Genomic DNA, 26,656 nt, shown 5'->3' on the forward strand with positions numbered 1-26,656 from the left:
GTCAGTTGACGACAGGGGTGAGCGTCTTGAGCTGGGCCTTTTCGAAGTACAGCTCGAAGAGCCTGCGGTGATCGCACCAGGAGGTGTCGTGGTCGACGGGCAGGATGGCCTCGGGCTTGTGCACCAGCCGCATCAGCTTGTCGATGTTGTCGGCAAGCATGGTCTCGGCGAACCGAGGAGAGATACGGACGCTGACGCGTTCGACGAACTCGTCCCAGCTCACCAGGTCGAGGCCGAGGAGCTCGGCATACAGATCGTGTCCGTAACCGGTCGGGTTACTGGGCAACAATCGGGTGAGCGGGTGGCTCCGCAGTGCGTTGCCGGCCATGACGTCGCACATCACGTCCACCGGGACGTAGTTCATTCCCGGCCCGTCCCAGATCGCGCCGGCGGCGATCGCCAACTCCACGATGCGCCAGAAGCTGTAGACGCGGCCCGGATCGAGGCCCAAGTCGGTACTGCCGAGGATGTAGGGGGCCTCGGCCAGCGTGACGGAGTACGTGTCCGACATCGACAACCACCCGAGCAAGGTGGCGTTGACCCACTTCATCTGGGCGTACCCGGAGTACCACCACGAGTCGGGACGACGGAAGTCCTCGGGCTTCTGATAGAGATGCGCGCCGATGCTGCCGACGTAGGTCAGATGCTTTCGGGCCGAGGTGATGCTGAATTCGAGGATGCGCAGCACGCTGACGAACCAGTCGTCCCGCAGCTCGGCGTAACTCTCGGTGTAGTCGGTCGAGCTGGCGCAGTTGAAGATCTGGCCCACACCGGCGGCGAGCTCGAAATACGCGGCCTTGTCCAGACCGAAGCGGAACGAGGTCGGCGTGCCTTCGACGATCCGAATCTTGTCCGCATCGACCGTGATCTCGTACTGATCGAACGTGCGCTGGAGTCGCCCTCGAGCCGACTCCTCCTCGGTGGGACGAACCACGGCGTACACGACGTCGACGGCGGAGTCCCGGGTGAGACGACCGATCAGATGCGCGCCGAGAAACCCGTTCGCTCCGAACACGAGCGCAGTGTCGGTACGCGGTGGTGCCATGCTCGCGACGCGGCGACGGGTCTCCTCGTCGATGAACGGCCGCAGCGCGGTGGGATCGCCGTTGCTGAGGGCAACGACATCGGCGTACTTGCCGGCAAAGCGAAGCCCCGGGCATTCGCTGGTGATCAGTGCGTCCGCGTGCGGCCAGATAGGCCGTTGCGATCCGTCTCCGAACAGTGCTTCTACGTGCATTCGTACTCCCCTGCAACGGTCGGTGTCCCACATCACTCGGACGGGCAGACGTTAACAACGCAGCGCGCGTCGTAGTCGCTGGTTTCGAAAGTCTGGTACGCCCCACAGCAACGCTCAACCGGCGTTGAGAATGTTCCCAACAAAACACAGAACTGAGGCCGTCTCGTTGGAGCACACCACGACCGATTCGCGTTCCACAGGACAAAGAGGGTCGTTCGAAGGTCTAATCGTTCTCCATGACCGCCGTCGAGCCCCACCCCCTCCTGAGACCCCCGCGCGACCCCAGCGGCGGCGAGGCCGCGCAGGCCTGGGCAGCGATCACGGCGCAGGCTCCGCAGTACCCACGAGTGTCCGTCTCGGCCGACGTGCGCATTCCGATGAGCGACGGAGCGGCCCTACGCGCATACGTCTTCCGCCCTGCCGATGCGTCCGGGCAGCCGGTACCGGGGACGTTCCCGACGGTCCTGAACCTGACGCCCTACAACAAGCTGCTGATCAAAGGCATCGATACGATCCTCGAAACACCGATACTCGGCCGAGCCATCAGGAAGTTCTCGTCGGCGTTCGACCTGACCGGTACCGCGTTCGACGGCATCACCGAAATCACCCGTGTGGTCGCGGGCGGAGCCGCGGATCTGTTGTCGGTCAACCGCCACCTCGTTCGTAGCGGGTACGTCCAGATGATCGTCGACGTTCGAGGAACCGGAAGCTCCACCGGCACCTGGGACGTGCTGGGCACCCGAGAACAACTGGACTCGATCGAAGTGATCGAGTGGGCGCGCCGGCAATACTGGTGCAACGGCAGAATCGGTATGGCAGGCATCTCGTACTCTGCGATCAACGCACTGCAGGCGGCGGCCAAGAGACCCGACGGGCTCGACGCGATATTCGCCGTCGAAGGTTCGGTGGACATCGTTCGCGAGATCTTCGCAACCGGAGGCGCGACCTCGGCGTTCATTCCCCTGTGGCTCGCTGCCGTCAACGGACTCAAATGGGCACCTGCGGTACGAGGAATCGATACCCTCGCCTGGCTTCGCGACCGCGTCCGATCACCCGCGACCGACCTGTTCGATCTGGCCAAAGGCTTTGTCACGGGCAATGATCCACGAATCTACGACGACCCGTACTACGACACCATCGACGCCGTCATCGAGGACATCACCGCACCGACCTTCCTCTACGGCTGCTGGCACGACATCTTCGGCAGCTCCGCCCCGGACATCTACAACCGACTCGCTCTCGAACGCGGCTCCAAACAACTACTCGTCGGCGACGGCTACCACGTCAATCCCGGAATCGGCTTCGGCGAACCGGGATTCCCACCACGACTGGACGTACTCGAGCGAGCCTGGTTCGACAGGTGGCTGTGCGACATCGACAACGGAATCGAGAACTACGGGCCGGTCACCCTCCGACAACAGGGCGGCAATTGGACTGCGCACGGCCGCTTTCCGGCTCCCCAGGCACAGTCGCGCAGGCTGTATCTGTCGGCCGAAGCGTCGAACACCGCCACCCACGCCGCCGGCGACGGCAGCCTCGCCTACGAGCCGTCCACGTCGTCCGGCGTGCTGACCGTACGTCCGTCCCTGCGTGCCGTCGTATCCCGGGACACCACACAGGTTCTCGCCGGTGTCACGGCTCTACTGGGCGGCGGCTTCACATACGACAACCGATTCGCCGAAAGTGCCGCCGCCACGTTCACCACCGAACCCGCCCGCGCGGACGCCGTGCTGTCGGGGCCGATGAACCTGCATCTGCGCGTGATCTGCCATGCCCGAGAAGCATTGTGGGCGATCATGATCTGCGATGTCGCCCCCGACGGTAAGTCGACCGTGCTGAGCAACGGGGCGTTGCTCGCGTCTCGCCGAGCCGTGGACGACGAGCGATCACTGTTCGCACCGAACGGCGACTACACCCGGCCGTACCACCCGCTCACCAAGGCCGCTGTGCTGCCGGTACCCGTCGGGCAGCCCATCACACTCGACATCGACATTCTCGGCACCGAAGCTGTGATCGCGACGGGTCATCGCCTCCGGGTGGCCGTATTCGCCACCGACGCACCACGGTTCATCCCCATCCTGCCGGACCTCGTTCGCACTCGACTGAAACCGCAGGACATCGCGATCGACCCACACGATCCCAGTTACCTGGTGGTTCCGGTGCTGGGTGCCCCCGACTGGTAGGAACGAGAACATGAGAATCGAACAAGGCATCGCGCCGTCGAACTCCATCGACATCGCGTACGAGGACATGGGTTCGGTCGACGACCCCGCCGTACTGCTGATCATGGGTCTGTCCGCGCAGCTGACGCTGTGGCCCATGGACTTCTGCACGCGTCTCGTCGACGCCGGCTATCGGGTGATCCGCATCGACAACCGCGACATCGGGCTGTCGACGAAGATGACGGGCAGGAAGGTGCACGGCTGGCAGATTCTTCGGCTCCTCCGGCACGAACTGGGAATGTCGTCGGACGTCCCGTACACGATCGTCGACATGGCCGCCGATGCGGTCGGCGTACTCGACCACCTCGACATCGACTCCGCGCACGTCGTCGGCGCTTCGATGGGCGGCATGATCACGCAGGTGTTCGCCGGTAGCTACCCGCAGCGAACCAAGTCCGTGTCCATTCTGTTCTCGAGCACCAACGAGGCATTCCTACCACCGCCGGATCCCCGGGCACTACTGCCGTTGATCGGTGGCGTCGGCAAGGACGCCACGAAGGACGAGATCATCGCGCATTCGGCGAAGACGCTCTCCACGATCGGCTCCCCCGGGTTCCGGACCCCGCTCGAGGAGCAGCTCGAGATCGCCCAGGTGATGTACGAACGCAACTACAACCCGTCCGGAGTCATTCGGCAGATGGCGGCCATCACCGGTACCGGAAGCCTCAAGCCCTACGCACAGAAGATCGACGCACCGACGACCGTCATCCACGGGACCGCGGACCGACTGGTGCGGCCGGCCTGTGGCAAGGCCATCGCCCGGGCGGTTCCCGGCGCGGAGCTGACCCTCATCGAGGGCATGGCACACGACCTGCCGGCCGCGTTGCTCGACCGGATCAGCGGCCTCGTGCTGGCCAACTTCGCTCGCGCGAACGCAGCCTGATTCTCGCCAGGACAGAAAGACGAAGGCCGGCCTCCCACAGGGAGACCGGCCTTCGTTCGGAGCTGAAGAAATTACGCGTTCGCGTCGTCCTCGAGGAGGTTGCGAGTGCGGTTGGGATCGACCTGGACGCCGGGTCCGGTGGTGGTCGAAACGGTGACCTTCTTGACGTAGCGACCCTTCGCCGACGACGGCTTCGCACGCAGGATCTCGTCCAGTGCGGCACCGTAGTTCTCGACCAGCTTGGTCTCGTCGAACGAAGCCTTGCCGATGACGAAGTGCAGGTTGGCCTGCTTGTCGACGCGGAAGTTGATCTTTCCGCCCTTGATGTCGTTGACGGCCTTGGTCACATCGTTGGTGACTGTGCCCGTCTTCGGGTTCGGCATCAGGCCACGCGGTCCGAGGACACGGGCGATGCGGCCGACCTTGGCCATCTGATCGGGGGTCGCGATAGCGGCGTCGAAGTCCAGGAATCCGCCCTGGATGCGCTCGATCAGATCTTCTGCACCGACGACGTCGGCTCCTGCTGCCTCGGCTTCAGCAGCCTTCTCACCAGCGGCGAAAACAATAACCCGAGCGGTCTTGCCGGTGCCGTGGGGAAGGTTGACGGTGCCGCGCACCATCTGGTCTGCCTTGCGGGGGTCGACGCCGAGTCGCACTGCGACCTCGACGGTGGGGTCGAACTTGCTCGACGCGGTCTCCTTGGCCAGCTTGGCGGCTTCCAGAGGCGAGTAGAGGTTGTCCTGGTCGATCTTGGCGGCCTGCTCGAGGTAGGCCTTACTGCGCTTTGCCATGTCTTACTGTCCTTCGTTCGAGTTCAGAGTGGTTGACGAGCCTGGCCGGCTCTCCCACGTGTGATGCTTGGAGAGGCTGAAGATCAGCCTTCGACCGTGATGCCCATCGAGCGAGCAGTACCGGCGATGATCTTCGCGGCCTGGTCGATGTCGTTGGCGTTGAGGTCTTCCTGCTTGGTCTTGGCGATCTCGCGCACCTGATCCATGGTCACCTTGGCGACCTTGGTCTTGTGCGGCTCGCCGGAGCCCTTCGCCACGCCTGCAGCCTTGAGGAGCAGCTTGGCAGCGGGAGGAGTCTTCAGCTTGAAGTCGAACGTACGGTCCTCGTAGACCGAGATCTCGACGGGCACGACGTTGCCGCGCTGCGACTCGGTCGCGGCGTTGTACGCCTTGCAGAACTCCATGATGTTGACGCCGTGCTGGCCCAGTGCGGGGCCGACGGGCGGTGCCGGGTTGGCGGCACCGGCCTGGATCTGAAGCTTGATGATCCCGGCTAGCTTCTTCTTCTTCGGGGGCATGTCTTGTTTCCTTGTATTCGCTCGGGTTTCTTGCGGTTGCTACTGCAAGTCTGTGCGGTCGGCTTCTAGATCTTGGAGACCTGGGTGAAGCCGAGCTCGACCGGGGTTTCACGGCCGAAGATCGATACCAGCACCTTGAGCTTCTGCTGCTCTGCGTTGACCTCGCTGATGCTGGCCGGGAGGGTCGCGAACGGGCCGTCCATGACGGTGACCGACTCGCCGACCTCGAAGTCGACCTCGATGGTGGGCTTCGACGTGGTCTCGCTGCCCTGCTCGGCAGTGCCTGCGGCCGCTTTCGCGTCCTTCTTGGCACCTTCCTGAGGCATGAGGAACTTGACGACCTCGTTGATGGTCAGCGGCGACGGACGTGACGTCGCGCCGACGAAACCGGTGACGCCGGGAGTGTTGCGAACCGCACCCCAGGATTCGTCGTTCAGTTCCATGCGGACCAGGATGTAGCCTGGCAGAACCTTGCGGTTGACCTGCTTGCGCTGGCCGTTCTTGATCTCGGTGACCTCTTCGGTGGGAACCTCCACCTGGAAGATGTAGTCACCGACGTCGAGGTTCTGCACACGGGTCTCGAGGTTGGCCTTGACCTTGTTCTCGTATCCGGCGTAGCTGTGAATGACGTACCAGTCACCGGGAGCGCGGCGCAGAGCCGCCTTCATCTCGGCAACGGGGTCTTCGGGCTCTGCAGTGACGTCGACGTCAGCGGAGACCTCGGATGTCTCGTCGCCTTCGGCGGGAACGTCGTCCCCGGCGGCAGCGGCGACATCGGCCTTGATTGCTTCGTCCGTCTCGCGGTCCTGAGCGGCCTGCTCCGCTTCGAGGCCCTGCTTGGTCGCCTCGACATCGGCGTCGAATGCGGCCACTTCGGTGGCGTCGTTGTGCGGCGTGCTCACGTCAGCACCCTTTCTCTAGTTCCTGCTCGGTTCGATCGTCGAAAGTCACGGCAACTGCGTTCGGTCAACCGAACAGCCAGCCGACGCCCTTGATGAACAGCAGATCGAGGCCACTGATGAACGCGACCATGAACGCCAGGAAGACGAGCACGACGGTGGTGTAGGTGACCATCTGCTTCTTGTTCGGCCAGATGACCTTCCGAAGCTCGGCGACGACCTCGCGGAAGAACTGCAGCAGACGCAGAAACACATTCGGTCGCTTGTCGAGCTTGGCCTTGCCGGATCGAGCCTTGCCCGAAGCGGCCTTCGCGGGCGCGGCCTTCGTCATCGACACGCCGGCGGCGCTGCCACGGGACCTGCCGGACGCACGCTTGCCGGTGGGAGCCACTGCGCCTGCAGCGGCATCATCTGCGGTTGTGTCAGCATCGGAGAGACGGCCCTCGGAGCCAGGTGCGACGTCGTCTGGAGCCGAGGAGTTCTCGAACTCCTCCGATCGACCGTCGCGCTTACCGCGCTCCTCGCTCACGTCGTTCCTCTCAGTTGCTGACACCTTGGGCAGGGGCGACAGGACTTGAACCTGCAACCTACGGTTTTGGAGACCGTTGCTCTACCAATTGAGCTACGCCCCTTCGGCCGAAAACTTCTCGGCCGCTCTGGTGTCCACCCGACGCATTCACGCGAACCCACACAACCTCCGAGGAGGACGCGGGCAGCGCACAGCGCTGGATTACCCCAGAAATCTCAGTGTACTGCACACCCTTCGGAACAGATAAATCCCGTCGTTCCGGCAGCTCGGTGGCCGTCCGGATCGACCCATCATCAGGCCAAGCGAACCGTAGCGGTCGCTCGCCCGAAAATCTTCTTGCCCTCGAACTTCGCCACGATAGCGATGACGGCAGTTCTCTCGTCCGCATCCACCGACTTGATCTTGCCGGAGAACTCGACCGCAGCCGCGGAGTCCTCGGACACGTAGACCGAGCTGGTGAAGCGAACGTTGTATTCGGTGACCGCACCGGGATCACCCAGCCACGACGTGACGAACCCGGCACCGAGGCCCATCGTCAGCATGCCGTGCGCGATCACGTTGTCCAGGCCGGCCAGGCGGACGACCTCGTCGCTCCAGTGAATAGGGTTCGGGTCTCCCGAGACACCCGCGTAGTTCACCAGATCGCCGCGCGTGAGCATGACGATTCGCTCCGGCAACTCGTATCCGACGGAGACGTCGTCGAAGCTACGAAGCGCCATGCATGATCACTTCCTTGACCGCGTGCGCGATGTTCTCGTCGACCTCGCCGCCGGTACGCGCGACGATGGTCGTCCACGTCGTCTGCACGACCTCGCCGTTCTGGTCGGTGACGATGTTCTTGGTGGTCATGATGTCGCTGCCACTCATCTGACGGAACGACTCGAGGTGCACATCGCACACCAGTCGATCGCCGACCTGAATCGGGCGGTGAAATTGCAGCCGCTGATCGGTCTGCAGAATCTGGCTCGGGTCGTACCCGGTGATGACCTCTTTGAACATCCGCGTCTGCGCGATGATGCCGACCAGCGAAATGAAGGTCAGGGGCGCGAGGAGACCGTCGTAACCGAGGCCCTTCGCTGCGTCCTCGTCGTGATGCGCGGGATGGAAGTCCTGGACCGCACGCGCGTACTCACGGACCTTTTCGCGGCCGACCTCGTAGAAGTCGTCGACGCGGTAATGAAAACCGACCATGGACGCCGCGTGAGCGGATACATCCATGGCCGGAATTTCAGATGATGCCGCAGCATCGTGTGGTGCTTGTGACACGGTGGAAACGACCTTTTCTACCCTTACAGAAGGGCAGTTGGACCTAGCGAGACTCGCGGTGCGCCCGGTGCGTGCCGCAGTTGGAGCAGAACTTCTTCAGCTCGATGCGGTCGGGATCGTTCCGACGGTTCTTCTTGGTGATGTAGTTGCGGTGCTTGCAAACCTCGCAGGCCAAGGTGATCTTGGGCCGCACATCGGTGGAGGAGGCCACTGGACGCCTACTTTCGGGTAAATCTGATCTGGGTCAATCAGGACTGTTCATGCGTGCTACTTGCCGTGCTTGCCTACTGTGTAGCGGTGACCGGACTTGAACCGGCGACGCAACGATTATGAGTCGTTTGCTCTACCAACTGAGCTACACCGCCTCAGGTGCTCATCGTCCACCATCCCACGAACGGGAGCGCGACGTCGAGCCATCCAATCCAGCGAGCCCCCTAACGGAATCGAACCGTTGACCTTTTCCTTACCATGGAAACGCTCTACCGACTGAGCTAAGGGGGCGGGTGACTACGGGAACTCTCGTTCCGCAGGCTCCACCTCAGAACACGAACAAGCCGTGCGCTGAAGCCTTCAAGAGGTTACACATTCCGAGCACCGACTGCCAAATTGCGAGGTCAGCGGCCCTGATATGTCCTCTTCACATGGAAACCCCAGCGAGAAAATTTCTCGCCGGGGTTCCAGGTGTGGCAGATGTAGGATTCGAACCTACGTAGGCATAAGCCGACGGATTTACAGTCCGCTCCCATTGGCCGCTCGGGCAATCTGCCGTGCTGCGATCGAAGTCCGTGCTGGTCTTCGGCGCGGTGAGAAGAATACAACGAACGTCCCCCCGGAACGCAAACCGGGTGGATACGGTCGGTAGCGGGCCGATAAAGTCCCAGCGGGATGTGGACCGACACCACCGCAGAAACAAATTTTCGATTCGACTGGAGAGTGTGAGAAGTGGCTGATTCGTCCTTCGACGTAGTGAGCAAAGTCGACCGGCAGGAAGTGGACAACGCTCTCGGACAGGCCGCGAAGGAGCTGGCGACCCGCTTCGACTTCCGAGGATCGGACACCAGCATCGAGTGGTCCGGCAGCGGCGAGTCCGAGACCATCGTCATCACGTCCGAATCCGAGGAGAAGGTCAAGGCAGCTCTGGACGTCTTCAAGGAGAAACTGATCCGACGCGACGTCTCGCTCAAGGCTTTCGAGACCAACGACCCGGCCGCGTCCGGCAAGGTCTACAAGGTCACCGGCAAACTCGTGCAAGGCATCAGCACCGAGAACGCCAAGAAGATCTCCAAGAAGATCCGCGACGACGGCCCCAAGGGCGTCAAAGCGCAGATCCAGGGCGACGAGCTGCGCGTGAGCAGCAAGAAGCGCGACGACCTGCAGGCAATCCAGCAGCTGCTCAAGAACGAGGACTTCGGCATCGCCCTGCAGTTCGTCAACTACCGGTAGAGCGCCGCATGTGAGTGGAACCTCGTAGCAGGCTACGAAGTTCCACTCACATGCCGCAGGCTCCGCTCAGTACGGCCGATGGCCGGCCATCCGCTCGAGCCGTTCGATTCGGTCGGCCATCGGCGGGTGGGTGGCGAAGAGCGCGCCCGCCTTGTCGCCGATGCGGAACGGATTGGCGATCATCAGATGCGACTCCGCGGCCAGCCGCGGCTCGGGCGGCAGCGGTGCCAGCTGCACCCCCTGCTCGAGCTTTCGCAGTGCCGACGCCAGCGCCAACGGGTCGCCGGTCAGCTCGGCACCGGACTGGTCGGCCTGATACTCCCGAGAACGAGAGACCGCGAGGCGAACCAGGCTGGCCGCAATGGGTCCCAGCATCGACACCAACAGCAGCGCGAGCGGGTTCGGTCCCCCGTTGCCGCGGCCACCGAAGACGTTGGCGAAGAAGGCCAGGTTCGCCAGACCCGAGATGACCGCCGCCATGGCACCGGCCACCGACGAGATCAGGATGTCGCGGTTGTAGACGTGCGAGAGTTCGTGTCCGAGCACCGCTCGCAGTTCCCGCTCGTCGAGGATCCGAAGAATGCCCTCGGTGCAGCACACGGCTGCGTTGCGCGGGTTCCGCCCGGTGGCGAACGCGTTGGGATTGTTGGTCGGGCTCACGTACAGCGCGGGCATCGGCTGATGCGCCGTTGTCGCCAGTTCCCGCACGATCCGGTACATCGCCGGCTGTTCGAGCTCACTCACCGGCACCGCGTGCATCGACTTCAGAGCCATCTTCGCGCTGTTGAAGTACGCGTAGCCGTTGACGCCGACGGCCAGCACGATCGACCCGATCAGAATCATCGAGTTACCGAACAACGACCCGATGAAGACGATCAGCGCAGACATCCCGACCAGCAGGCCGAATGTCTTCGCACCGTTGGCGTAACTGTTCATCGTGACGGGTGCCTCCTCGTACCGGGTGTTCCTACCCGATTCAACGACGGCACCCCGACGTGCAGTTCCCGACCACTGAGTGGGCGACTACCCCACGCGTTCGACGGTGTAGTTCACCAGTCGGCCCAGGGCGTCGTTGGCCGGTCCCTGCGGCAGCAGTGCGAGCTCGGCGTGGGCGCGGTCGGCGTACTCGCCGAGGGTCTTCTTGGCCGCGACCATGCCGGGTGACCGCTGCAACAGCTCCAGGGCCTCGGTGACCAGGGCATCCTCGGTGACCGGGCCGGCCAGGATCTCGCGGAGGCGGTCGCCGTCGGCACCTTCCTCGCGGAGCGCGAACAGCACCGGGAGGGTGTGCACTCCTTCCCGCAGGTCGGTGCCGGGAGTCTTACCCGACTGCTCGGTGGCCGAGGAGATGTCGATGATGTCGTCGGAGATCTGGAACGCGGTGCCGACAGCGTCACCGAGGCGCTCGAGGCGTCCCACGTGCTCGGCATCGCCGCCACTGAACGTGCCGCCGAAGCGCCCACAGGAGGCGATGAGCGACCCGGTCTTCTCCCACACGACCTTCAGGTAGTGCGCGATGGGATCGTCGGTGCTCTTGGCCCCGATCGTTTCGCGCATCTGCCCGGTGACCAACTCGGCGAAGGTCTCGGCGATGATGCGGACGGCGTCGGGTCCGAGGGTGGACACCAGACGCGACGCATGTGCGAAGAGGTAGTCACCCGCGAGAATGGCCACACTGTTGCCCCAGCGTGAGTTCGCACTCTCGGCTCCGCGGCGCATCGACGCCTCGTCCATGACGTCGTCGTGATAGAGCGTCGCCAAGTGCACCAGCTCGACCACGGTGGCGGCGGTGACGATCGCGGGATCTGTCGGCGACGGCCCCAGCTGGCCGGTCAGCACGGTGAACAGGGGTCGGAATCGCTTGCCGCCGGCCTTCGCCAGATGCAGAGCAGCCTCGGTGAGGAACTCTTCGCCGTCGGACAGTTCGCTGATCATCAGCTCTTCGACGCGCGCGAGACCGTCGGCGACGGATCGAGCGAGCTCCGGGTCACCCAGGTCGACTCCGGCAACGACCGTTACTGCGGTCGCGTCGTCTGTACTCACGATGTTGATCCCTGTCCTGTCGTCGGCGTCGAGCGGCGATGGATGACGGAAACTGCTGCTCGGGTACTACCGTAGTGAACCTAGTGTGCACACTCGCACGACGGTGCCGCCCACCACAGGTGACTATTCCCTCACCGAACCGAGCCCGAGTCGCTTCCCGACGCGCCCTCCAGGGCCAATGAGTGAACGACGTCACCGCTCCGACGGTGAACACCCCCGATGAGCAGGGCCTCGACAACGGTCGACCGAAGGCCCTGACGGCGCAGCACCGCGGCAATCGGGATACTGGGATCTGTGACCTCATCCAATCCGGCCCTGCCCTCCTCGACCGATGTGTTGGTCGTGGGCGCGGGCCCCGCAGGATCGTCCGCGGCAGCGTGGGCAGCACGTTCCGGCCGCGACGTCGTACTCGCCGACGCGGCCGTCTTTCCCCGGGACAAGACGTGCGGCGACGGGCTGACTCCGCGCGCGGTCGCCGAACTCGATCGGTTGGGCCTGGGTGAATGGGTTCGCGGTACCGCGCGCAATCGCGGGTTGCGCCTGAGTGGGTTCGGCCAGGAACTCGAGCTCGAATGGCCGAGCAGATCTTTCCCGGCCGTGGGCAGCGCCGTCCCGCGAACCGAATTGGACGACCGCATTCGCCGCGTCGCCGTCGAGGCCGGGGCTGTGATGGCCGAGGGTGCCAAAGCGGTGTCCGTCACCCGCGACGGAAATGCGGTCCGATCGGTGACGCTGCAGACCGGCGAAGGCAGCCACGACATCGCGTGCCGCACTCTGATCGTCGCCGACGGAGTCCGGTCCACGCTGGGCAAGCAACTCGGACGCCAGTGGCACCGCGACACCGCGTTCGGCGTCGCCGCCCGCGCGTACATCACGTCTGCTCGCAGCGACGACGAATGGATCAGCTCACACCTCGAACTGCGCGACGGCGCAGGCACGCTGCAGCCCGGCTACGGATGGGTCTTCCCACTGAACGACGGCAACATCAACATCGGCGTCGGCACGCTGGCCACCGCCACCCGGCCCGCACCGGGAGCCCTGCGTCCCCTGCTGGACCTCTACACCCAGCAGCGGCGGTCGGAATGGGAACTGACCGGCGAGCTGCGGTCGGTCGCGTCGGCACTGCTGCCGATGGGCGGGGCGGTCTCCGGCGTGGCGGGGGTGAACTGGGCGATCATCGGTGACGCCGCAGCGTGTGTGAACCCACTCAACGGTGAGGGCATCGACTACGGACTCGAAGGCGGCCGCATGGTCGTCGACCTTCTCGATCACGCCGACCTGACCGACGCCTGGCCGACTGTGCTGCGTGAGCACTACGGTCAAGCCTTCTCCATTGCTCGACGCCTCGCCGGACTGCTGACCGTGCCGAGGTTCCTGCCCGCAGCGGGCCCGGTGGGCATGCGCTCGCGGGCACTGATGAAAGTTGCCGTCCGGTGCATGGGCAACCTGGTCACCGAGGCCGACAGCGACCTCGTCGCTCGTACGTGGCGAACCGCAGGAACCACGTCACTGAAAATCGATTCGCGGCCGCCGTTTTCGTAGCCGCGCGCGGACTCAGGGCCGAATTGCCTTGTGCAGAGCCACGATTCCGCCGGTGAGGTTGCGCCACTGCACGTCGGTCCAGCCGGCGTCGGCGATGCGCTGAGCCAACTGCTCCTGCGTGGGCCACGCGCGAATGGACTCGGCGAGATAGACGTAGGCGTCGGGGTTGCTGCTCACCGCGCGAGCGACTTTGGGGAGCGCCTTCATCAGGTACTCCATGTATGCCGTGCGGAACGGGCCGAAGACCGGGGTGGAGAATTCCGAGACCACAAGACGCCCACCGGGTTTGGTGACTCGGGCGATTTCGCGCAGACCTGCATCGAAGTCGGAGACATTGCGAAGACCGAACGAGATGGTGGCGGCGTCGAAACTGGCGTCGGCGTACGGAAGCGCCATCGCGTCACCGGCGACCATCGGCACTCCGCGGGAGAGTCCGGCTCGGAGCATGCCCTTGGAGAAGTCGGTGGCGACGCACCAGGCCCCGCTGCGTCCGAGTTCGACGGTGGAGACGCCGGTGCCGGCGGCGAGATCGAGGACCCGCTCGCCCGGCTTCAGGTCGAGGGCTCGGCGGGTCAGCTTGCGCCAGCTGCGGTCCTGGCCGAACGACAGAACGGTGTTGGTGATGTCGTAGCGTCGGGCGACGCCGTCGAACATCGACGCCACCTCGTGGGGCTCTTTTTCCAGGGTTGCGCGCGATGTCGTGGCCACGAACTCCAGCTTACTCAGGCTGCTTCGGTCACCCGTGGCGCTGTGATGCCTTGCACGTCGTAGTAGTGGGAGATCAGCTCGTCGCAGATGGCAGGCCAGGTGCGGTGCAGAACCGATCGGCGGGCGGCGCTGCCGAAGCGGGCGCGGGTGGCGGGTTCGGCGAGGGCACCGACTGCACTGGGCAGCAGCTCGGTGAACTTGTCGACCGGCAGTAGGTAGCCGTTGCGGCAGTGCGAGACCAGATCGCGGGGTCCGCCGGCGTCGGGACCGATGACGGGCACTCCGCTGGCGAGGGCTTCTTGGACTGCCTGACAGAAGGTTTCGTGTTCGCCGGGGTGGACGAAGATGTCGAAGCTGGCGTAGGCCTGCGCGAGTTCGTCGCCGCCGAGTTGCCCGGTGAAGATCGCGTTCGGCATCAACGCCTGCAGTGCTGCAGTATCGGGTCCGCCACCGACGATCACCAGCTGGATCGACGGATCTGCGGCCAGCACGGCAAGCCGTTCGACGTGCTTCTCCGGCGCGAGCCTGCCGACGAACCCGACGATCAACTTTTCGCCTGCTCCCCATCGGCCGCGAAGGGTGGCCGACGCGGCCGAGGGCGCGAACCGAACCGCGTCCACTCCCCTGGCCCACCGGTGTACGCGCGGGATGCCGTGCTGCTCGAGAGCGTCGACGGCCGAGGTGGACGGTGCCAGAGTGCGGGCCGCTCCGCGGTGCAGTCTCCTGGTCCAACGCCACGCGGCCTTCGAGGTCAAGCCGAGGCCGTAGCTCGCGGCGAATCCTGCGACATCGGTCTGGTAAACGGCGACGGCAGGCACGTCGAGGCGGTTGGCGGCGGCCAGGCCGCCCGCTCCGAGCAGGAACGGGGACGCCAGATGCACGACGTCGGGCGCGAAGGTCCGTAGCGCCGAGACCATCCCGAGGCCAGGAACACCGACCGGCAGGGAGCTGACCTTCGGCACCATCACGGACGGCACTCGGTGGACCGGGACGCCGTTGTGCCAGGTCGCCGCTCGCGGTCCCGACGGGTTGTCGGGGGCGACGACGATGGCGTCGTGCCCGGTCTTCTCGAGATGTTCGAGGACACGGATCACCGAGTGGGTGACGCCGTTCATGTTGGGTAAGAACGATTCCGCAACGATGGCTACTCGCACGGTCCTCAGTGTGGGTGGCCACGCAGTCGCCCAGGCATGGACAACGTTACGTGTGGGCCAACGTCACACGAATTGCTCGACGACCCACGAGGGACTCGGGTTGGTGCGGTGTTCGGTGCCCACGAACACCGTCGGAACCGTCTCGTCCCCGTCGTTCACCGACCGAACCCGCGCTGCGGCAGCAGCATCTGCGCGGATGTTCGTCCACACGGCCTTCTTTCCGCGGAGGACCAGCGCAGCCCGCAGCCGAAGGCAGAAGATGCAACCGGGACGCCAGTAAATCAGCGGCACCGATTTTTCGGTCGCAGCCACTCGAGACGCGTCGTCGGATGCAGAGCGCGGATACAGCACCGGAGTCGTCAGGACGAGCAGGAACACCACCACGAGCACCATGATCACGATCGAGGACGCGACGTTGCCGAAGTTCACCAACGCGAACCCGGCCACTGCGGCGACAGCAGCGATGACCCACTGCCTGGCCTTACGCATCCTGGACCTCCATGCGCTGGGCCTCCTTGCGACGTAACCAGAACAGGGCAGGCCCGGCGATGAGCCACGTGACGACGATGACCGATCCGGCAGGAACGATCGCTACCGCGGCGTCACGGCCGGCTACCCGCACCAGTAGGTCGCTGTCGCTGTCGTTGTCGTCGGAGTCCGCCTTGTAGTACTCGACCTCGATGCGCTGACCCACGACGAGGTTGGTGGGGTACAGCACGCCGAGTCTGGGGTTGTGGGTCACGCCGTCGGGGGTGATGAAACTGACCGCCGAACGCAATTTGCCCGCCGAGAGCACCTCGGCCGTCGCGACGCCCTTGTCGGAGTCGATGGTGACGTCGTTTCGCCAGGCACCGACCACCAAGAGGACCGACAGAACCGAGATGGCGACCGCGACCACGAGCACGACCAGCCGGATTCTGTGCAGAGTTCGGCTGCCCCTCTCGGTGTCGGTCACAGCATTCAGGTTACTTCGCGGCCGGTTCGCCTCCGCTCCGGTAGCCTCTGTGCTCATGTCGCGCAGCTTCGAGTTCACCGTCGAATCGTCCAATCCGCCCGCTGACGTGCATGCCGCACTCACCAGTGAAGACCAATGGGCCGCTCGCTTCGCCAAGGCGAAGAAGACGGACGGGTACGAGATGACCAAGCACGACGACGGCGGCTTGACCGTGGACATCACGGAGGAGGTCGGCACGTCCGAACTGCCCGGGTTCGTCACGAAAGTCATCAAGGGCAAGCTGATCGTCTCGCGTACCGACCACTGGGGTCCGCTCGAAGGCGACCACGCCGAGGGCACGCTGGTCGGCGGCACCACGGGTCTCCCCGCGAAAGTGAACGGCACCCTCTCGCTTCGCCCCGACGGCACCGGAGCGAAACTGGTCGTCAAGGGTGAATCGACGGTCAAGATTCCGCTCGTCGGCGGCAAGATCGAAGACCTGATCAACAAGATGATCAAGGACATGATCGATCAGGAAACCGGCGAAACACTCGAATGGGTTGCTGCGCAACAGAATTAGAGACGGGCCCGGATCGCTGCGTGTAGGTCGCGCAGCCCGGACCGATCCGTGGTCACTTCCAACACGCGGATTCCGTCGGCATGGCCGGTGAGTTCGGTTGCCAGATCGGCCAAGTCGACCAGGTGGTGCTCCACGCGGTAGGCCCCGCACAACGCTCCCAGGTCCATTCCGTGCGGTGTTCCGAACACCCGCTCGAACACACCCGCGTACTGCGGGTCGCCCTGTTCGAGAAGCTCGAAGATGCCGCCGCCGTCGTCGTTGGCGACGACGATCGTCAGGTCGTCCGGACGCGGCTCACCGGTGCCGATGAGTAGACCGGCCGCGTCGTGCAGGAACGTCAGATCACCGAGAAGTGCCACGGTGCGGCGCTTTCCGGCCATCGCCGCACCGATGGCCGTCGAGACGGTGCCGTCGATGCCGGCCACGCCACGATTGGACAGAACCTTCACGCCCGGGATCGGAGTAGAGACCAGGGCCGCGTCGCGCACGGGGTTGGAGGCTCCGAGCACCAGCTGATCTCCGGGCTGCAATGCCGACATCACCGCGTCGGCAACGTGCAGACCCGTCGGCTTGGGGTGCTCTCGAAGTTGTTGGTGCACAGCCTTTTCGGCGCGTTCCGATACGGCAGCGCAGCGCGCGATCCACGCGGGATCGGGTGCGCCGGTGGTCACGGCACGCGTGCCGGTGGCCAGTACGTTGCCCGAGACGTCGGGCCAGCGCGGGCCGGTGGTGAGCGCGATGACGTCAACCGCCGGATCCGCGAGCAGCGCTGACACCTGCCGGTGCAGGGTCGGGCGACCGGTGATGACGGCTTGACGCGGCTTCAACTGCGCCAGAGCCAAGGGGTGCAACGCAATTCCGTGCAGTGGCGCGGTCGGCTCGGCAACGGTCGGCAGCCCGGCCAACTCCGGACGAACGGCTCCGCCGTGCCCGGACACGACGACGGTGTCGACCGACAGATCGAGTTCGACCGGCACGTCGAGGGTCGCCTGGGTGGTCGAGGTCCACGGCATCCCGTCGGGACGTCCTTCGGGCCGAGCCCCCGGATCGCCGAGGGCGGGAACCAACGGTTCACGCAGTGGAATGTCGAAGTGCACCGGCCCGGCGTTGCCCGAGCGCGCACCTCGCGCAGCAGCGATGACCCGCGAGACCGCGCTGCGCCACTGACTGTTCTGCTTGGGTCCTTCCTCGGCGAGCCCGAGGCTGATCGTCGCGCGGACCTGCGAACCGAACAGACCCAACTGCTCGATGGTCTGGTTGGCACCGGTGCCGAGCATCTCGTACGGCCGGTTGGCACTGATGACGATCAGCGGGATCCGGGCGTAGTTCGCTTCGAGCACCGCGGGCCCGAGGTTCGCCACCGCTGTTCCCGACGTCATCACCACCGGGACAGGTTGGCCGCTGCCCAGGCTCAGTCCGATGGCCAGGAATCCGGCGGTCCGCTCGTCGATCCGCATGTGCAGTCGTAGCCGTCCGGCCGCGTCTGCTTCCTCCAGAGCGAAGGCCAACGGGGCGTTGCGCGAGCCGGGACAGAGCACGACGTCTTCGATCCCGCTGCGCGCCAGTTCGTCGACGACTGCAGTGGCCTGAGCGGTGGACGGATTCACAGTTTCCAGAGTGTCAGATGCTCCGGTCGGCCGCCGCAACCGGGCTTTGACAGTATTGAGACGTGCGTACAGTCTTCCGGCCCGACGAGGTCTCCTCCCGCCGCTTCTACCAGCTACTGACCGCGTCGGTGGTCCCCAGGCCCATCGCCTGGATCTCCACGGTCTCGGCCGACGGTGTGGCGAACCTCGCGCCCTACAGCTTCTTCACCGTCTCGTCCGTGGAACCGCCGGTCGTCCAGTTCACGTCCGTGACCCGCAAAGACAGTCTGCGCAACATCGAGGCCACCGGCGAGTTCGTCGTCAATCTGGCCACGGCACCGTTGGTCGATCAGGTCAACGGCAGCTCGGCGAGCTTCGAGCACGGCGTCAGCGAGTTCGAGGCCGTCGGCATCGAGAGCGAACCCAGTGCGATCGTCACGCCGCCGCGTGTAGCTGCCGCCCCGATCGCCATCGAAGCCACGCTGCACCGCGTCGTCGAGGTGGGAAACTGCTTCGTCGTCATGGGTAGCGTCGTCGCAGTGTCCGTTCGACCTGAATTTCTCGCCGAGGACGGCCTGCCCGAGTTCGAGACCATCGCTCCGCTCAGTCGACTCGGCCGTACCGAGTGGGGACTGCCGCCCGAGGTTCGCGAGATCGAGCGACCTTCTTGATTCGCTGGCTGCTGCTGGTTCTCGTCACGGTCGCACTGACCGTCGGGGCCGATGCACTCGGTGTGCCGTCGGCTGCGTTGTTCGTTGCACTGTTGGTGGCGATCGTGTTCGCGCTCGCCGGGTGGGCTCCGACGACCGGAACCGAGCGAGCGCCGCTCCCCCGCAGACTCGGCATGGCGGCGCAGGCAATCCTCGGCGTCGAGATCGGCACGCTCGTGCAGAGCGACACTCTGAGCTCGCTGGGCGATACCTGGCTGCCGGTACTGCTGGCATGCATCGGCACCCTGTTGCTGTCGATCGCGGCCGGCGCACTGTTGGGGCTTCGTAAAGACATCGATTCACTGACCGGTTCGTTGGCGCTGGTCGCGGGCGGAGCCTCGGGACTGGTGGCGATCACCCAGGAGTTGGGCGGCGACGAACGCGTGGTCGCGGTGGTGCAATACCTGCGTGTCGTGCTGGTGACCACAACGCTGCCGCTGGTCGCAACCCTGGTGTTCGACGCCCAACCCGGACAATCGTCGGTCACCGCCGACGTGCACGAGGCGCTCTGGATCGACCTCGCCTTCGTCGTGATCTGCGGCGTCATCGGCGTGATGCTGGCCAAGATGATCCGGCTGCCCGCCCCCGCCCTGCTCGGCCCGCTGATGATCGCCACGCTCGCCGACGTGCTCGGCGTCTCGTTCGACGCGTCCGTCCCGACGCTGTTGCTGTGGGCGGCGTACATCGTCATCGGCTGGCAGGCCGGACTGCGATTCACCGTCGCCAGCTTGAAGTCGATCTCGCGGGTCCTGCCCGCATCGCTTATGTTGATCATCGCCGTCACCGTCTGCTGCGCGATGCTCGGCCTATGGCTGGCGTCCGCGACGGGGACGAGCGGCTACGAGGGATACCTCGCGACCACTCCCGGCGGGGTGTACGCGGTGCTGGCCATCGCCGCGTCGACCGGGGCGAACGTCACCTTCGTCGTGGCCGCCCAGGTGATCCGCGTGTTCATGATGTTGTTCGCAGTACCCGTCGGAGCCAAGGTGGTCCAGCGCTACCGGCGCGGTCGGCCCGAGTGAGAGATCGACGGAACCCCATCGCAGATTAGGGTCGGCTAACCTGTGCGGCATGGGTAAGTACCTCAAACCGGAGAACCCCGCGTTCTACCGACTGACCGTGCTCGGGAGCGACCGAATCAGCCCCAGCTTCATCCGGGTAACCCTCGGCGGCGATTCTTTGTCGAACTTCCGCTACATGGGCTACGACCACTGGTTTCGTCTGTTCCTGCCGCAGCCGGGCCAAGACGAGCCGCGCATCCCCAGCGCCACCTCGATGCTCTGGTACGCCCAGTATCTGACGTTCTCCAAAGACACCAAGCCGGCGGTCCGCAACTACACGGTCAGCCGATACCGCGCTGCGGGAGAGGGCACGTACGGCGACGGCCCGGAGCTGGATGTGGACTTCGTGGTGCACGGCGAAGTAGATGGTGGCGGCGGAACCAGTGGTCACAGCGGGCCGGCGTCGTCGTGGGCTACCAGGGCGGTCCCAGGCAATCGCGTCGCGATCTTCGACGAAGGGCGCATCTGCACGTTCGAGGGACAATCGAGTTGGCAGTTGCTCGTCGGCGACGAGAGTGCTGTCCCGGCGATTCTCGGCATTCTGCGGTCGTTGCCGGCCGACGTTCGGGTCAAGGCCTTCGTCGAAGTGCCCACCGAGGCCGACATCCAGAAGCAGGACGTGCAAGCAGGCGTCGAGATCGAATGGATCGTGCGCCCCAACCCGCTGGCCAAGCCGGGCGAGGCCGCGTTGGCCGCGGTGCAGAAAGCCGAGCTTCCGGACGGCGATCCGTTCGTCTACGTGGCAGGGGAGCAGGGGCTGGCGACGGGCCTGCGTAGATACCTGGTGAACGAGCGTTCCGTACCCAAGTCTCGGATCTGCTTCACCGGATACTGGAAGTTCGGTAAAGCCGCCCCGTAGCCCTCGATTAGTGTGACTTCACATGCCCGGCTCCGGAAAAGGTCATACCGTCGTCACCGACTCGGCAGCAGTCGACAGCGCACCGTACGCATCGTTGCGTGCGCGGCCACTCCCCCGAGCCGAACGATACGAGCTGGGTCGACGCCTGCGCGACAAGGTCCCGATCGCATCGCTGGGCGAGTGGACACCGCCGCCGGATCGCCCGGACCCGGTGCAGCAGATCGAGTACTCGCACCAGGGCCGGATCGAATGGCTCATCCCCACGCGCCTCGAGCGCATGGTCGAATCCCCGTACGGCTTCCTGCGCGGGACGGCCATCGTCATGGCCCGTGACGTCGCGATGCTGCCGTCCACCGGCATCAACCCGGTGATCAGCGGCGACGCCCACCTCGGAAACTTCGGCTTCTACGCCTCCCCCGAACGCGACCTCGTCATCGACCTCAACGACTTCGACGAAGCACACCCGGGTGCCTGGGAATGGGATCTACGACGCCTCGCCGCGAGCATCTGGGTGGCCGGCCGACAGAACGGACGCAGCGAGGATCGGTGCCGCGATGCCGTCGCCGCCTGCGTGTCCGCGTATCGAATCGAGGTCGCGCGCCTCGCCGACGAACCGCTGATGTCGCGGTCGTTCCAACGGTTGACGGCCGAGAAACTGCAACGGGATGCCACTGCGGGATCGTTGCGCAAGGAGATCAAACGCGCCACCAAGAAAGCGCGTCGACGCACCAGTGACCGCGTCCTGCCGCGATTCACCGAGGAACACGAGGGCACTCGCAGGATCGTCGAGGAGCCGCCGATCACCACTCGTATCTCGGCCGAGGACGAGGAGTTGCTGGCCGTCGGGCTGGACCAATACCTGGGCACCCTCACCCCGCATTGGCGTCGGGTGCTGGGGGGATACACGTTGATCGACGTCGCGCATCGCGTCGTCGGAGTCGGCAGTGTCGGGCTCCGGGCGTACGTGGCACTGCTCGAAGGCACCAGCGCGGACGACGTCGTGTTCCTGCAGCTCAAGCAGGCCAGACGGTCGGTGCTCGCCCCGTACGTGCACGGCGAATCGGCCTGGCACGACCACCAGGGACAACGCGTGGTGGAGTACCAGCAGGATCTGCAGACGGTCAGCGATCCACTGCTGGGGTGGTGCACCATCGCCGGACGGCAGTACTACGTGCGGCAGTTCCGCAACATGAAGGGGACGATCGACCTCTCGTCGATCGATGCACCCGCGCTGGTGGACTACGCGCGGGTGGTGGGTCGACTACTGGCGAAGGGACACGCTCGCACCAGCGGCGCGTCGATGATCTCGGGATACACGGGCGATTCCGATGAACTCGACGTCGCACTGTGCCGATTCGCGCGACTCTACGCCGACCAAACCGAGGCCGATTGGGAGTGCCTGCGGCAGTGGCGTGGTTGAGTGCCGCAGGGGGCACATAACCACGCCACTGCGCGGAGCGCACTAGGCGTGCTTGGCGACCAGATCGCCGACGCGCGGCAGTGCCTCGGTGACGTTCTTCTTCGCCGAGCCACGCAGGCTGCCGTAGAACTTCTTGACGACGGACTTGTCCGTCTCCTCGATGCGCGCATCGGTGACCGAGAGCAGAGCGTCGGACGCGGCATCTCCATTGGCGGCGAGATACTCACCGAACGTGCCCTGCGGGGCGGCGTTGTACGACTGCCAGAACGGATCGAGCTTGTCGACGAAATCGGGCCACAGAGCCGAGACCGCATTGTCGATGTAGGACGGACCGACCTTCTTCACTGCGCCGTAGCCCCCCTTGACCGCGAGGCCACTGGCGCCCTTCTTGTCGGCTACCTCGGCGTCGATCAATGCCAGCACGTCGACGCGCAGAGCGTCGGCCTTCGACTCGTCGAGCAGCGAATCCTTCAGTGCAGCAACCACTTCGAACTTCCTCCCAGATGTGTCGGCGGCCCCACGCGGACCGGGCGCAACACTACCGCAGCAGTGCGTGGCAGCGTCGCACTCGCTCGATCCACCACTGCGTGCGCTCGGCGTCGGCACCGAGTTCGATCAACGCGTGCGGATCCGGCTCGACGCTCTGGACCGGATACGTTCCGTCGACCACCTCGGGTGCCGGTGCGACGTCGCGAACGAACAGACTGCCCGTCCCCAGTCCGCAGGCGAATTCGAGATGCGGCAGCGCGGCGGCAGCGGCGAGCCCCGAGGCGATGCCCACAGCCGAATCGAGTGCACTCGACACGACCACCGGCACGCCGTACTCCCCCAGTTCGCCGGCCAGTTCGAGCAGTGCGCGCATGCCACCGAGCGGAGCGACCTTGAGTACCGCGATGTCCGCGCCGCCGGCCCGCACGACCTTCATCGGATCCTCGGCCCGACGGATGCTCTCGTCCGCGGCCACCCGAACTCCCGGAGCCCGTCGCCGCAGCTCGACGAGCTCGGCAACCGTGGCGCACGGCTGCTCCGCGTATTCGAGTGGCCCGTCCGCAGTGAGAGCAGCCAACGCAGTGACTGCCTCGTCGACGGTCCAGCCCCCGTTGGCGTCGATCCGCACCCGCGGCACCAGCTCGCGCACCGCACGAACGCGAGCCACGTCGTCGGCCAGGCTCTGCCCCTTCTCGGCCACTTTCACCTTCGCCGTTTCGGCCCCGGGTGAGCGGCTCAGCACGCCCGCCACATCGGAGGCGGCGACCGCGGGCACGGTCGCGTTGACCGCGATGCGTCGACGCACCGCATTCGGCGGGCCATCCCACGCGGCCTCGATCGCCGACGCCAACCACGGGGCGGACTCGACGTCGTCGTACTCGGGGAACGGAGAGAATTCACCCCACCCACCGGGACCACGAATCAACATCACCTCACGGGTGGTGATCCCACGGAACTTCGTCCGCATCGGCATCGAGAGCACGTGCGCACCGTCGAGCAGATCGTCGATCGGGGGAATCATTGCTGCCCCGGGAGCAACTGCACCATCAGTGCCTCGCAGTCGGCCAGCAGGTTGCCGTCCAGATCCGTCAGCCTCGCGCTGATGAACGTCTTACGACCCTCCACCTTGTCCACGGCACCCTCGACGACCAACTCGGTGTTCAGTGGGGTCACCTTGCGGTAGTTGATGTGCAGATATGCGGTCCGGCTGATGGGCCGACCGTACGCATGCTGGATCAGGCCGAAGAGGTCGTCGAACAGCAGTGGAAGGGTGCCCCCGTGCGCGGCGGCGTTGCCACCGAGGTGGAAGCGACGGAACATGCCACGGCTACGGACGCCGTCGGCTGCGAATTTCTCGATGATCCACGGCGGCAGCAGCAGCGAACCCCGGCCCGGCAGAGCAGGTACCCGCCCCGCGGTCTGCTTGCCTTCGGCGACCACGTGCGGCTCCAACAACTCGATCAATTCTCGAGTCTTGCTCGCGGCTGCCTCGGTGACGTCTGCGGGCAACGACGTGGACACCGCGAGATCCTGGACCGTGCGCAGTGCCTCGAGCAACTGTCCGTATTCCGGCCCCACCTTCGCCGGAACGAAACGCGGGAAGCCGCCGTGGTGGTCGTAATCGGGGTCGGAACTGCGGTCGAGCTGCATCGGATCGGTCATGACCTGCACGCTAGCTGCATCACCCGGCCGCAACGGATTCAGCCCTCGCCACCGTTAAGCTGGCCCACGTGACCTTCACTCCCGCACTGTGGCGTCCCGTTCCCGGCTTCGAAGATCTGACCGACATCACCTATCACCGCCACGTGTCCGACGCGACCGTGCGGGTGGCGTTCGATCGTCCCGAGATTCGCAACGCTTTTCGGCCGCACACCGTCGACGAGCTGTACCGCGCGCTCGAACACGCACGCGTGAGTTCGGACGTGGGAACGGTGCTGCTCACCGGAAACGGGCCGAGCAGCAAGGACGGCGGCTGGGCGTTCTGTTCCGGCGGCGATCAGCGCATTCGCGGACGAAGTGGCTACCAGTATGCGGACGGTGAAACGGCCGAGACGGTCGACAAGGCTCGCGCGGGCCGACTGCACATTCTCGAGGTGCAGCGGCTGATCCGCTTCATGCCCAAGGTCGTCATCTGCCTCGTCAACGGGTGGGCAGCGGGTGGCGGGCACAGCTTGCACGTGGTGTGCGATCTGACGCTCGCGAGCCGCGAGCACGCTCGCTTCAAGCAGACCGACGCCGACGTGGGCAGCTTCGACGGTGGTTACGGCAGTGCGTACCTGGCCAAGATGGTCGGGCAGAAGTTCGCCCGAGAAATCTTCTTCCTCGGCGAGACGTACTCGGCCGAGGAAATGCACCGCATGGGCGCGGTGAACAAGGTGGTCGATCACGCCGAACTCGAGAACACCGCCATCGAGTGGGCCGCGAAGATCAACGCCAAGTCGCCGCAGGCGCAGCGGATGCTCAAGTACGCGTTCAACCTGCAGGACGACGGTCTCGTCGGCCAGCAGTTGTTCGCCGGTGAAGCCACCCGGCTGGCATACATGACCGACGAGGCCGTCGAGGGACGCGATGCGTTCCTGGAGAAGCGCGAGCCCGACTGGTCGCCGTTTCCTCGATATTTCTGACGCTTCGTGACCCCGAACTCACATCACCGCGATCGCGGTACTGCCGCGGGTGCTCTGTGGGCCTGGTTCACGCAGCCGTACGACTACCGCTGGATGGCGGACTTCCAGAACTCGCGGCCCACCGGAAAGCTCATCCGATGGGTGATGGCGATCCTGACGCTGAACTACGGCGCTCTGGCGGTGGTGGCCCTCTTCTCCGACGGTGCCACGCGGAACGCCGCGGCAATCGGCTGGAAGGCATTCCTGGTCGTCATGGCGGTGGCGGTCGCGGCCGCGTGGATCGTCAAGCCGTTCCCGGGTCGTCTCGGGGTGGTGGCATTCGCGGTGTTCGCCGATCTGGGCACCGCGTCGTCCATCCTCGTCAACCCGATCGCCGACGCGATCCTGACGTGCGCGCTGTTCGCCGTCATCGGCACGTTCTGTACGTTCTTCGTCAGTCCACGGTGGCTGGTGGCTCACCTGATCTTCTCGGTGGCGTGCACCATCGCTGCCTCGGTGGCGACGTACCGCACCGGCGACGTGGACGTCGCGTCACTGATCTTCCGGACCGACGTGGTGTTGCTCGCGATCGCCGGGGTGCCGCTCACCTCGCATTTGTTGGTCACCGTGTTGACCGACGACGCCCGCAGTTCGTTGCTCGACCCGCTCACCGGGTTGCTGAATCGGCGCGGGCTCGAATCGGTGATCCACGACGTCTGGTTGCTCGGCCGCGAGGAGGATCGCTGCTCGGCCGTCGTGGTCGTGGACATCGATCGCTTCAAAGCCGTCAACGACGACTACGGGCACGAGGAGGGTGACGCCGTCATCGTTCGCGCCGCCGAGCGTCTGGGCGCACACATGGGTAGATACGGCGTGATCGCACGCACCGGCGGCGAGGAATACCTCGCGGTGGTCTCGACGTCGCGCCTGCACATCGATGCGTTGATCCATGGTGTTCGACGAGCCATGCGCGATCCCGACGACGGCGTCGCCGTGACGGTCAGCGTGGGGGCAGCCATCCTGCACGCGAGTTCACCCCTGTGGGAGCAGAACCTCGACCTCGTGACGCGGGCGATGCGGGTGGCGGACTCGATGATGTACGAGGCCAAAGCAGCCGGCGGAAACCGGATCGTCACGACGGTGCTGTGATGCCACTGATCGATGCCACTGATCCGGGTC

General features: G+C 65.2%; 29 protein-coding genes and 4 tRNA genes. 11 read left to right on the top strand and 22 right to left on the bottom strand.

Going from position 1 to position 26,656, the window contains the following annotated elements; genetic code table 11:
• Position 1 precedes the first annotated feature (1 nt).
• A complete protein-coding gene (locus tag CH278_RS20340) occupies positions 2-1,237 on the bottom strand; it encodes an SDR family oxidoreductase (RefSeq protein WP_032381281.1) in 1,236 nt (411 codons plus the stop codon).
• A 236-nt stretch (positions 1,238-1,473) separates the two neighbouring features.
• Here CH278_RS20340 and CH278_RS20345 point away from each other — a divergent pair, with 236 nt between their 5' ends.
• Both CH278_RS20345 and CH278_RS20350 read left to right on the top strand, forming a co-directional pair.
• A complete protein-coding gene (locus tag CH278_RS20345) occupies positions 1,474-3,420 on the top strand; it encodes a CocE/NonD family hydrolase (protein WP_094622716.1) in 1,947 nt (648 codons plus the stop codon).
• A 10-nt stretch (positions 3,421-3,430) separates the two neighbouring features.
• The gene (locus tag CH278_RS20350; RefSeq protein WP_032365255.1) at positions 3,431-4,342 is read left to right on the top strand and encodes an alpha/beta fold hydrolase; all 912 of its coding nucleotides are present in this window, start codon (positions 3,431-3,433) and stop codon (positions 4,340-4,342) included.
• Positions 4,343-4,413: 71 nt separating this feature from the next.
• Here CH278_RS20350 and rplA read toward each other — a convergent pair whose 3' ends face one another.
• The 11 genes from rplA to CH278_RS20405 form a co-directional block, all read right to left on the bottom strand.
• Positions 4,414-5,133, bottom strand: a complete 720-nt coding sequence (gene rplA, locus CH278_RS20355; RefSeq protein WP_027498276.1) for a 50S ribosomal protein L1 — start codon at positions 5,131-5,133, stop codon at positions 4,414-4,416.
• A gap of 83 nt (positions 5,134-5,216) precedes the next feature.
• Positions 5,217-5,651 (bottom strand): 50S ribosomal protein L11, encoded by a 435-nt coding sequence (gene rplK / locus CH278_RS20360; RefSeq protein WP_008713829.1) that lies wholly within the window; start codon positions 5,649-5,651, stop codon positions 5,217-5,219.
• Positions 5,652-5,716: 65 nt separating this feature from the next.
• Positions 5,717-6,553, bottom strand: coding sequence for a transcription termination/antitermination protein NusG (nusG, locus tag CH278_RS20365; protein ID WP_032381279.1), 837 nt, complete (start codon positions 6,551-6,553; stop codon positions 5,717-5,719).
• A 64-nt stretch (positions 6,554-6,617) separates the two neighbouring features.
• Positions 6,618-7,079 carry a preprotein translocase subunit SecE gene (gene secE / locus CH278_RS20370; RefSeq protein WP_032369898.1) on the bottom strand — a complete coding sequence of 154 codons (462 nt, stop codon included), beginning with the start codon at positions 7,077-7,079 and terminating at the stop codon, positions 6,618-6,620.
• A 30-nt stretch (positions 7,080-7,109) separates the two neighbouring features.
• Positions 7,110-7,182, bottom strand: a tRNA-Trp gene (locus tag CH278_RS20375).
• 190 nt (positions 7,183-7,372) lie between these two features.
• A complete protein-coding gene (gene hadB / locus CH278_RS20380) occupies positions 7,373-7,798 on the bottom strand; it encodes a (3R)-hydroxyacyl-ACP dehydratase subunit HadB (RefSeq protein WP_032381278.1) in 426 nt (141 codons plus the stop codon).
• Entirely contained in the window at positions 7,785-8,297 is a 513-nt protein-coding gene (hadA, locus tag CH278_RS20385) for a (3R)-hydroxyacyl-ACP dehydratase subunit HadA (protein WP_048316186.1), read from the bottom strand. The genes hadB and hadA overlap by 14 nt, the downstream gene beginning before the upstream one ends.
• Positions 8,298-8,388: 91 nt before the next feature.
• Complete coding sequence (rpmG, locus tag CH278_RS20390; RefSeq protein WP_027498281.1) at positions 8,389-8,556, bottom strand: 50S ribosomal protein L33; 168 nt, start codon at positions 8,554-8,556, stop codon at positions 8,389-8,391.
• 81 nt (positions 8,557-8,637) lie between these two features.
• Positions 8,638-8,710: transfer RNA gene (locus CH278_RS20395), tRNA-Met, on the bottom strand.
• A 63-nt stretch (positions 8,711-8,773) separates the two neighbouring features.
• Positions 8,774-8,846: transfer RNA gene (locus tag CH278_RS20400), tRNA-Thr, on the bottom strand.
• A gap of 183 nt (positions 8,847-9,029) precedes the next feature.
• Positions 9,030-9,112: transfer RNA gene (locus CH278_RS20405), tRNA-Tyr, on the bottom strand.
• 175 nt (positions 9,113-9,287) lie between these two features.
• Between CH278_RS20405 and CH278_RS20410 the strand changes: the two genes are divergently transcribed.
• On the top strand, positions 9,288-9,788 hold the full coding sequence (locus CH278_RS20410; RefSeq protein WP_027498282.1) for a YajQ family cyclic di-GMP-binding protein: 501 nt from the start codon (positions 9,288-9,290) through the stop codon (positions 9,786-9,788).
• A 66-nt stretch (positions 9,789-9,854) separates the two neighbouring features.
• On the opposite strand, the gene htpX is transcribed toward CH278_RS20410, so the two are convergent.
• Together htpX and CH278_RS20420 are read right to left on the bottom strand one after the other, a co-directional pair.
• Positions 9,855-10,724 carry a zinc metalloprotease HtpX gene (gene htpX / locus CH278_RS20415; protein WP_094622717.1) on the bottom strand — a complete coding sequence of 290 codons (870 nt, stop codon included), beginning with the start codon at positions 10,722-10,724 and terminating at the stop codon, positions 9,855-9,857.
• Positions 10,725-10,811: 87 nt separating this feature from the next.
• Positions 10,812-11,831, bottom strand: a complete 1,020-nt coding sequence (locus CH278_RS20420; protein ID WP_032365250.1) for a polyprenyl synthetase family protein — start codon at positions 11,829-11,831, stop codon at positions 10,812-10,814.
• Positions 11,832-12,125: 294 nt separating this feature from the next.
• Between CH278_RS20420 and CH278_RS20425 the strand changes: the two genes are divergently transcribed.
• Positions 12,126-13,373 carry a geranylgeranyl reductase family protein gene (locus CH278_RS20425; protein ID WP_094622718.1) on the top strand — a complete coding sequence of 416 codons (1,248 nt, stop codon included), beginning with the start codon at positions 12,126-12,128 and terminating at the stop codon, positions 13,371-13,373.
• Between the two features lie 12 nt (positions 13,374-13,385).
• Here CH278_RS20425 and CH278_RS20430 read toward each other — a convergent pair whose 3' ends face one another.
• The 4 genes from CH278_RS20430 to CH278_RS20445 form a co-directional block, all read right to left on the bottom strand.
• Positions 13,386-14,081 (bottom strand): demethylmenaquinone methyltransferase, encoded by a 696-nt coding sequence (locus CH278_RS20430; protein WP_027498286.1) that lies wholly within the window; start codon positions 14,079-14,081, stop codon positions 13,386-13,388.
• A gap of 14 nt (positions 14,082-14,095) precedes the next feature.
• On the bottom strand, positions 14,096-15,235 hold the full coding sequence (locus tag CH278_RS20435) for a glycosyltransferase family 4 protein (protein WP_179274508.1): 1,140 nt from the start codon (positions 15,233-15,235) through the stop codon (positions 14,096-14,098).
• Between the two features lie 63 nt (positions 15,236-15,298).
• Entirely contained in the window at positions 15,299-15,724 is a 426-nt protein-coding gene (locus tag CH278_RS20440; RefSeq protein ID WP_094622720.1) for a glutaredoxin domain-containing protein, read from the bottom strand.
• Positions 15,717-16,190, bottom strand: a complete 474-nt coding sequence (locus CH278_RS20445) for a DUF3592 domain-containing protein (RefSeq protein WP_179274507.1) — start codon at positions 16,188-16,190, stop codon at positions 15,717-15,719. The genes CH278_RS20440 and CH278_RS20445 overlap by 8 nt, the downstream gene beginning before the upstream one ends.
• Positions 16,191-16,245: 55 nt before the next feature.
• On the opposite strand from CH278_RS20445, the gene CH278_RS20450 reads away from it, so the two are divergent.
• Positions 16,246-16,749 carry a DUF2505 domain-containing protein gene (locus tag CH278_RS20450; RefSeq protein ID WP_027498290.1) on the top strand — a complete coding sequence of 168 codons (504 nt, stop codon included), beginning with the start codon at positions 16,246-16,248 and terminating at the stop codon, positions 16,747-16,749.
• Here CH278_RS20450 and menD read toward each other — a convergent pair.
• A complete protein-coding gene (gene menD / locus CH278_RS20455) occupies positions 16,746-18,356 on the bottom strand; it encodes a 2-succinyl-5-enolpyruvyl-6-hydroxy-3-cyclohexene-1-carboxylic-acid synthase (RefSeq protein ID WP_094622721.1) in 1,611 nt (536 codons plus the stop codon). The two genes, CH278_RS20450 and menD, sit on opposite strands and share 4 nt — an antisense overlap.
• Before the next feature lie 62 nt (positions 18,357-18,418).
• Between menD and CH278_RS20460 the strand changes: the two genes are divergently transcribed.
• The 4 genes from CH278_RS20460 to CH278_RS20475 are packed head-to-tail and all read left to right on the top strand — an operon-like array spanning position 18,419 to position 22,385.
• On the top strand, positions 18,419-19,006 hold the full coding sequence (locus tag CH278_RS20460; RefSeq protein WP_032365245.1) for a flavin reductase family protein: 588 nt from the start codon (positions 18,419-18,421) through the stop codon (positions 19,004-19,006).
• Positions 19,003-20,067, top strand: a complete 1,065-nt coding sequence (locus tag CH278_RS20465; RefSeq protein ID WP_027498293.1) for an AbrB family transcriptional regulator — start codon at positions 19,003-19,005, stop codon at positions 20,065-20,067. The genes CH278_RS20460 and CH278_RS20465 overlap by 4 nt, the downstream gene beginning before the upstream one ends.
• A 49-nt stretch (positions 20,068-20,116) precedes the next feature.
• Positions 20,117-20,965, top strand: coding sequence for a siderophore-interacting protein (locus CH278_RS20470; protein ID WP_094622722.1), 849 nt, complete (start codon positions 20,117-20,119; stop codon positions 20,963-20,965).
• A gap of 22 nt (positions 20,966-20,987) precedes the next feature.
• A complete protein-coding gene (locus tag CH278_RS20475) occupies positions 20,988-22,385 on the top strand; it encodes a DUF2252 domain-containing protein (protein WP_179274506.1) in 1,398 nt (465 codons plus the stop codon).
• A 42-nt stretch (positions 22,386-22,427) separates the two neighbouring features.
• On the opposite strand, the gene CH278_RS20480 is transcribed toward CH278_RS20475, so the two are convergent.
• From CH278_RS20480 to CH278_RS20490, 3 genes are read right to left on the bottom strand one after another with little or no spacing between them, the layout of a single operon-like run.
• On the bottom strand, positions 22,428-22,871 hold the full coding sequence (locus tag CH278_RS20480; RefSeq protein WP_027498296.1) for a DUF6918 family protein: 444 nt from the start codon (positions 22,869-22,871) through the stop codon (positions 22,428-22,430).
• A gap of 52 nt (positions 22,872-22,923) precedes the next feature.
• A complete protein-coding gene (locus CH278_RS20485; protein WP_032407357.1) occupies positions 22,924-23,895 on the bottom strand; it encodes an o-succinylbenzoate synthase in 972 nt (323 codons plus the stop codon).
• Complete coding sequence (locus tag CH278_RS20490; RefSeq protein ID WP_027498298.1) at positions 23,892-24,536, bottom strand: PaaI family thioesterase; 645 nt, start codon at positions 24,534-24,536, stop codon at positions 23,892-23,894. Before CH278_RS20490 ends, CH278_RS20485 begins: the two co-directional genes overlap by 4 nt.
• 68 nt (positions 24,537-24,604) lie before the next feature.
• Here CH278_RS20490 and CH278_RS20495 point away from each other — a divergent pair, with 68 nt between their 5' ends.
• Positions 24,605-25,498, top strand: coding sequence for a 1,4-dihydroxy-2-naphthoyl-CoA synthase (locus CH278_RS20495; RefSeq protein ID WP_027498299.1), 894 nt, complete (start codon positions 24,605-24,607; stop codon positions 25,496-25,498).
• Between the two features lie 6 nt (positions 25,499-25,504).
• On the top strand, positions 25,505-26,626 hold the full coding sequence (locus tag CH278_RS20500; RefSeq protein ID WP_256991893.1) for a GGDEF domain-containing protein: 1,122 nt from the start codon (positions 25,505-25,507) through the stop codon (positions 26,624-26,626).
• Positions 26,627-26,656: the final 30 nt, after the last annotated feature.

It is taken from the genome of Rhodococcus sp. 05-2254-5 (assembly GCF_002258575.1).
In the GTDB taxonomy this organism is placed as follows: domain Bacteria; phylum Actinomycetota; class Actinomycetes; order Mycobacteriales; family Mycobacteriaceae; genus Rhodococcoides; species Rhodococcoides fascians.

Excerpts from the sequence above, each read along its gene's own strand:
- CH278_RS20340 (WP_032381281.1), bottom strand. The coding sequence starts at position 1,237 with ATGCACGTAGAAGCACTGTTCGGAGACGGATCGCAACGGCCTATCTGG.
- CH278_RS20345 (WP_094622716.1), top strand. The coding sequence starts at position 1,474 with ATGACCGCCGTCGAGCCCCACCCCCTCCTGAGACCCCCGCGCGACCCC.
- CH278_RS20350 (WP_032365255.1), top strand. The coding sequence starts at position 3,431 with ATGAGAATCGAACAAGGCATCGCGCCGTCGAACTCCATCGACATCGCG.
- rplA (WP_027498276.1), bottom strand. The coding sequence starts at position 5,133 with ATGGCAAAGCGCAGTAAGGCCTACCTCGAGCAGGCCGCCAAGATCGAC.
- rplK (WP_008713829.1), bottom strand. The coding sequence starts at position 5,651 with ATGCCCCCGAAGAAGAAGAAGCTAGCCGGGATCATCAAGCTTCAGATC.
- hadB (WP_032381278.1), bottom strand. The coding sequence starts at position 7,798 with ATGGCGCTTCGTAGCTTCGACGACGTCTCCGTCGGATACGAGTTGCCG.
- hadA (WP_048316186.1), bottom strand. The coding sequence starts at position 8,297 with ATGGATGTATCCGCTCACGCGGCGTCCATGGTCGGTTTTCATTACCGC.
- htpX (WP_094622717.1), bottom strand. The coding sequence starts at position 10,724 with ATGAACAGTTACGCCAACGGTGCGAAGACATTCGGCCTGCTGGTCGGG.
- CH278_RS20440 (WP_094622720.1), bottom strand. The coding sequence starts at position 15,724 with ATGCGTAAGGCCAGGCAGTGGGTCATCGCTGCTGTCGCCGCAGTGGCC.
- CH278_RS20450 (WP_027498290.1), top strand. The coding sequence starts at position 16,246 with ATGTCGCGCAGCTTCGAGTTCACCGTCGAATCGTCCAATCCGCCCGCT.
- CH278_RS20470 (WP_094622722.1), top strand. The coding sequence starts at position 20,117 with ATGGGTAAGTACCTCAAACCGGAGAACCCCGCGTTCTACCGACTGACC.
- CH278_RS20475 (WP_179274506.1), top strand. The coding sequence starts at position 20,988 with ATGCCCGGCTCCGGAAAAGGTCATACCGTCGTCACCGACTCGGCAGCA.
- CH278_RS20485 (WP_032407357.1), bottom strand. The coding sequence starts at position 23,895 with ATGATTCCCCCGATCGACGATCTGCTCGACGGTGCGCACGTGCTCTCG.
- CH278_RS20490 (WP_027498298.1), bottom strand. The coding sequence starts at position 24,536 with ATGACCGATCCGATGCAGCTCGACCGCAGTTCCGACCCCGATTACGAC.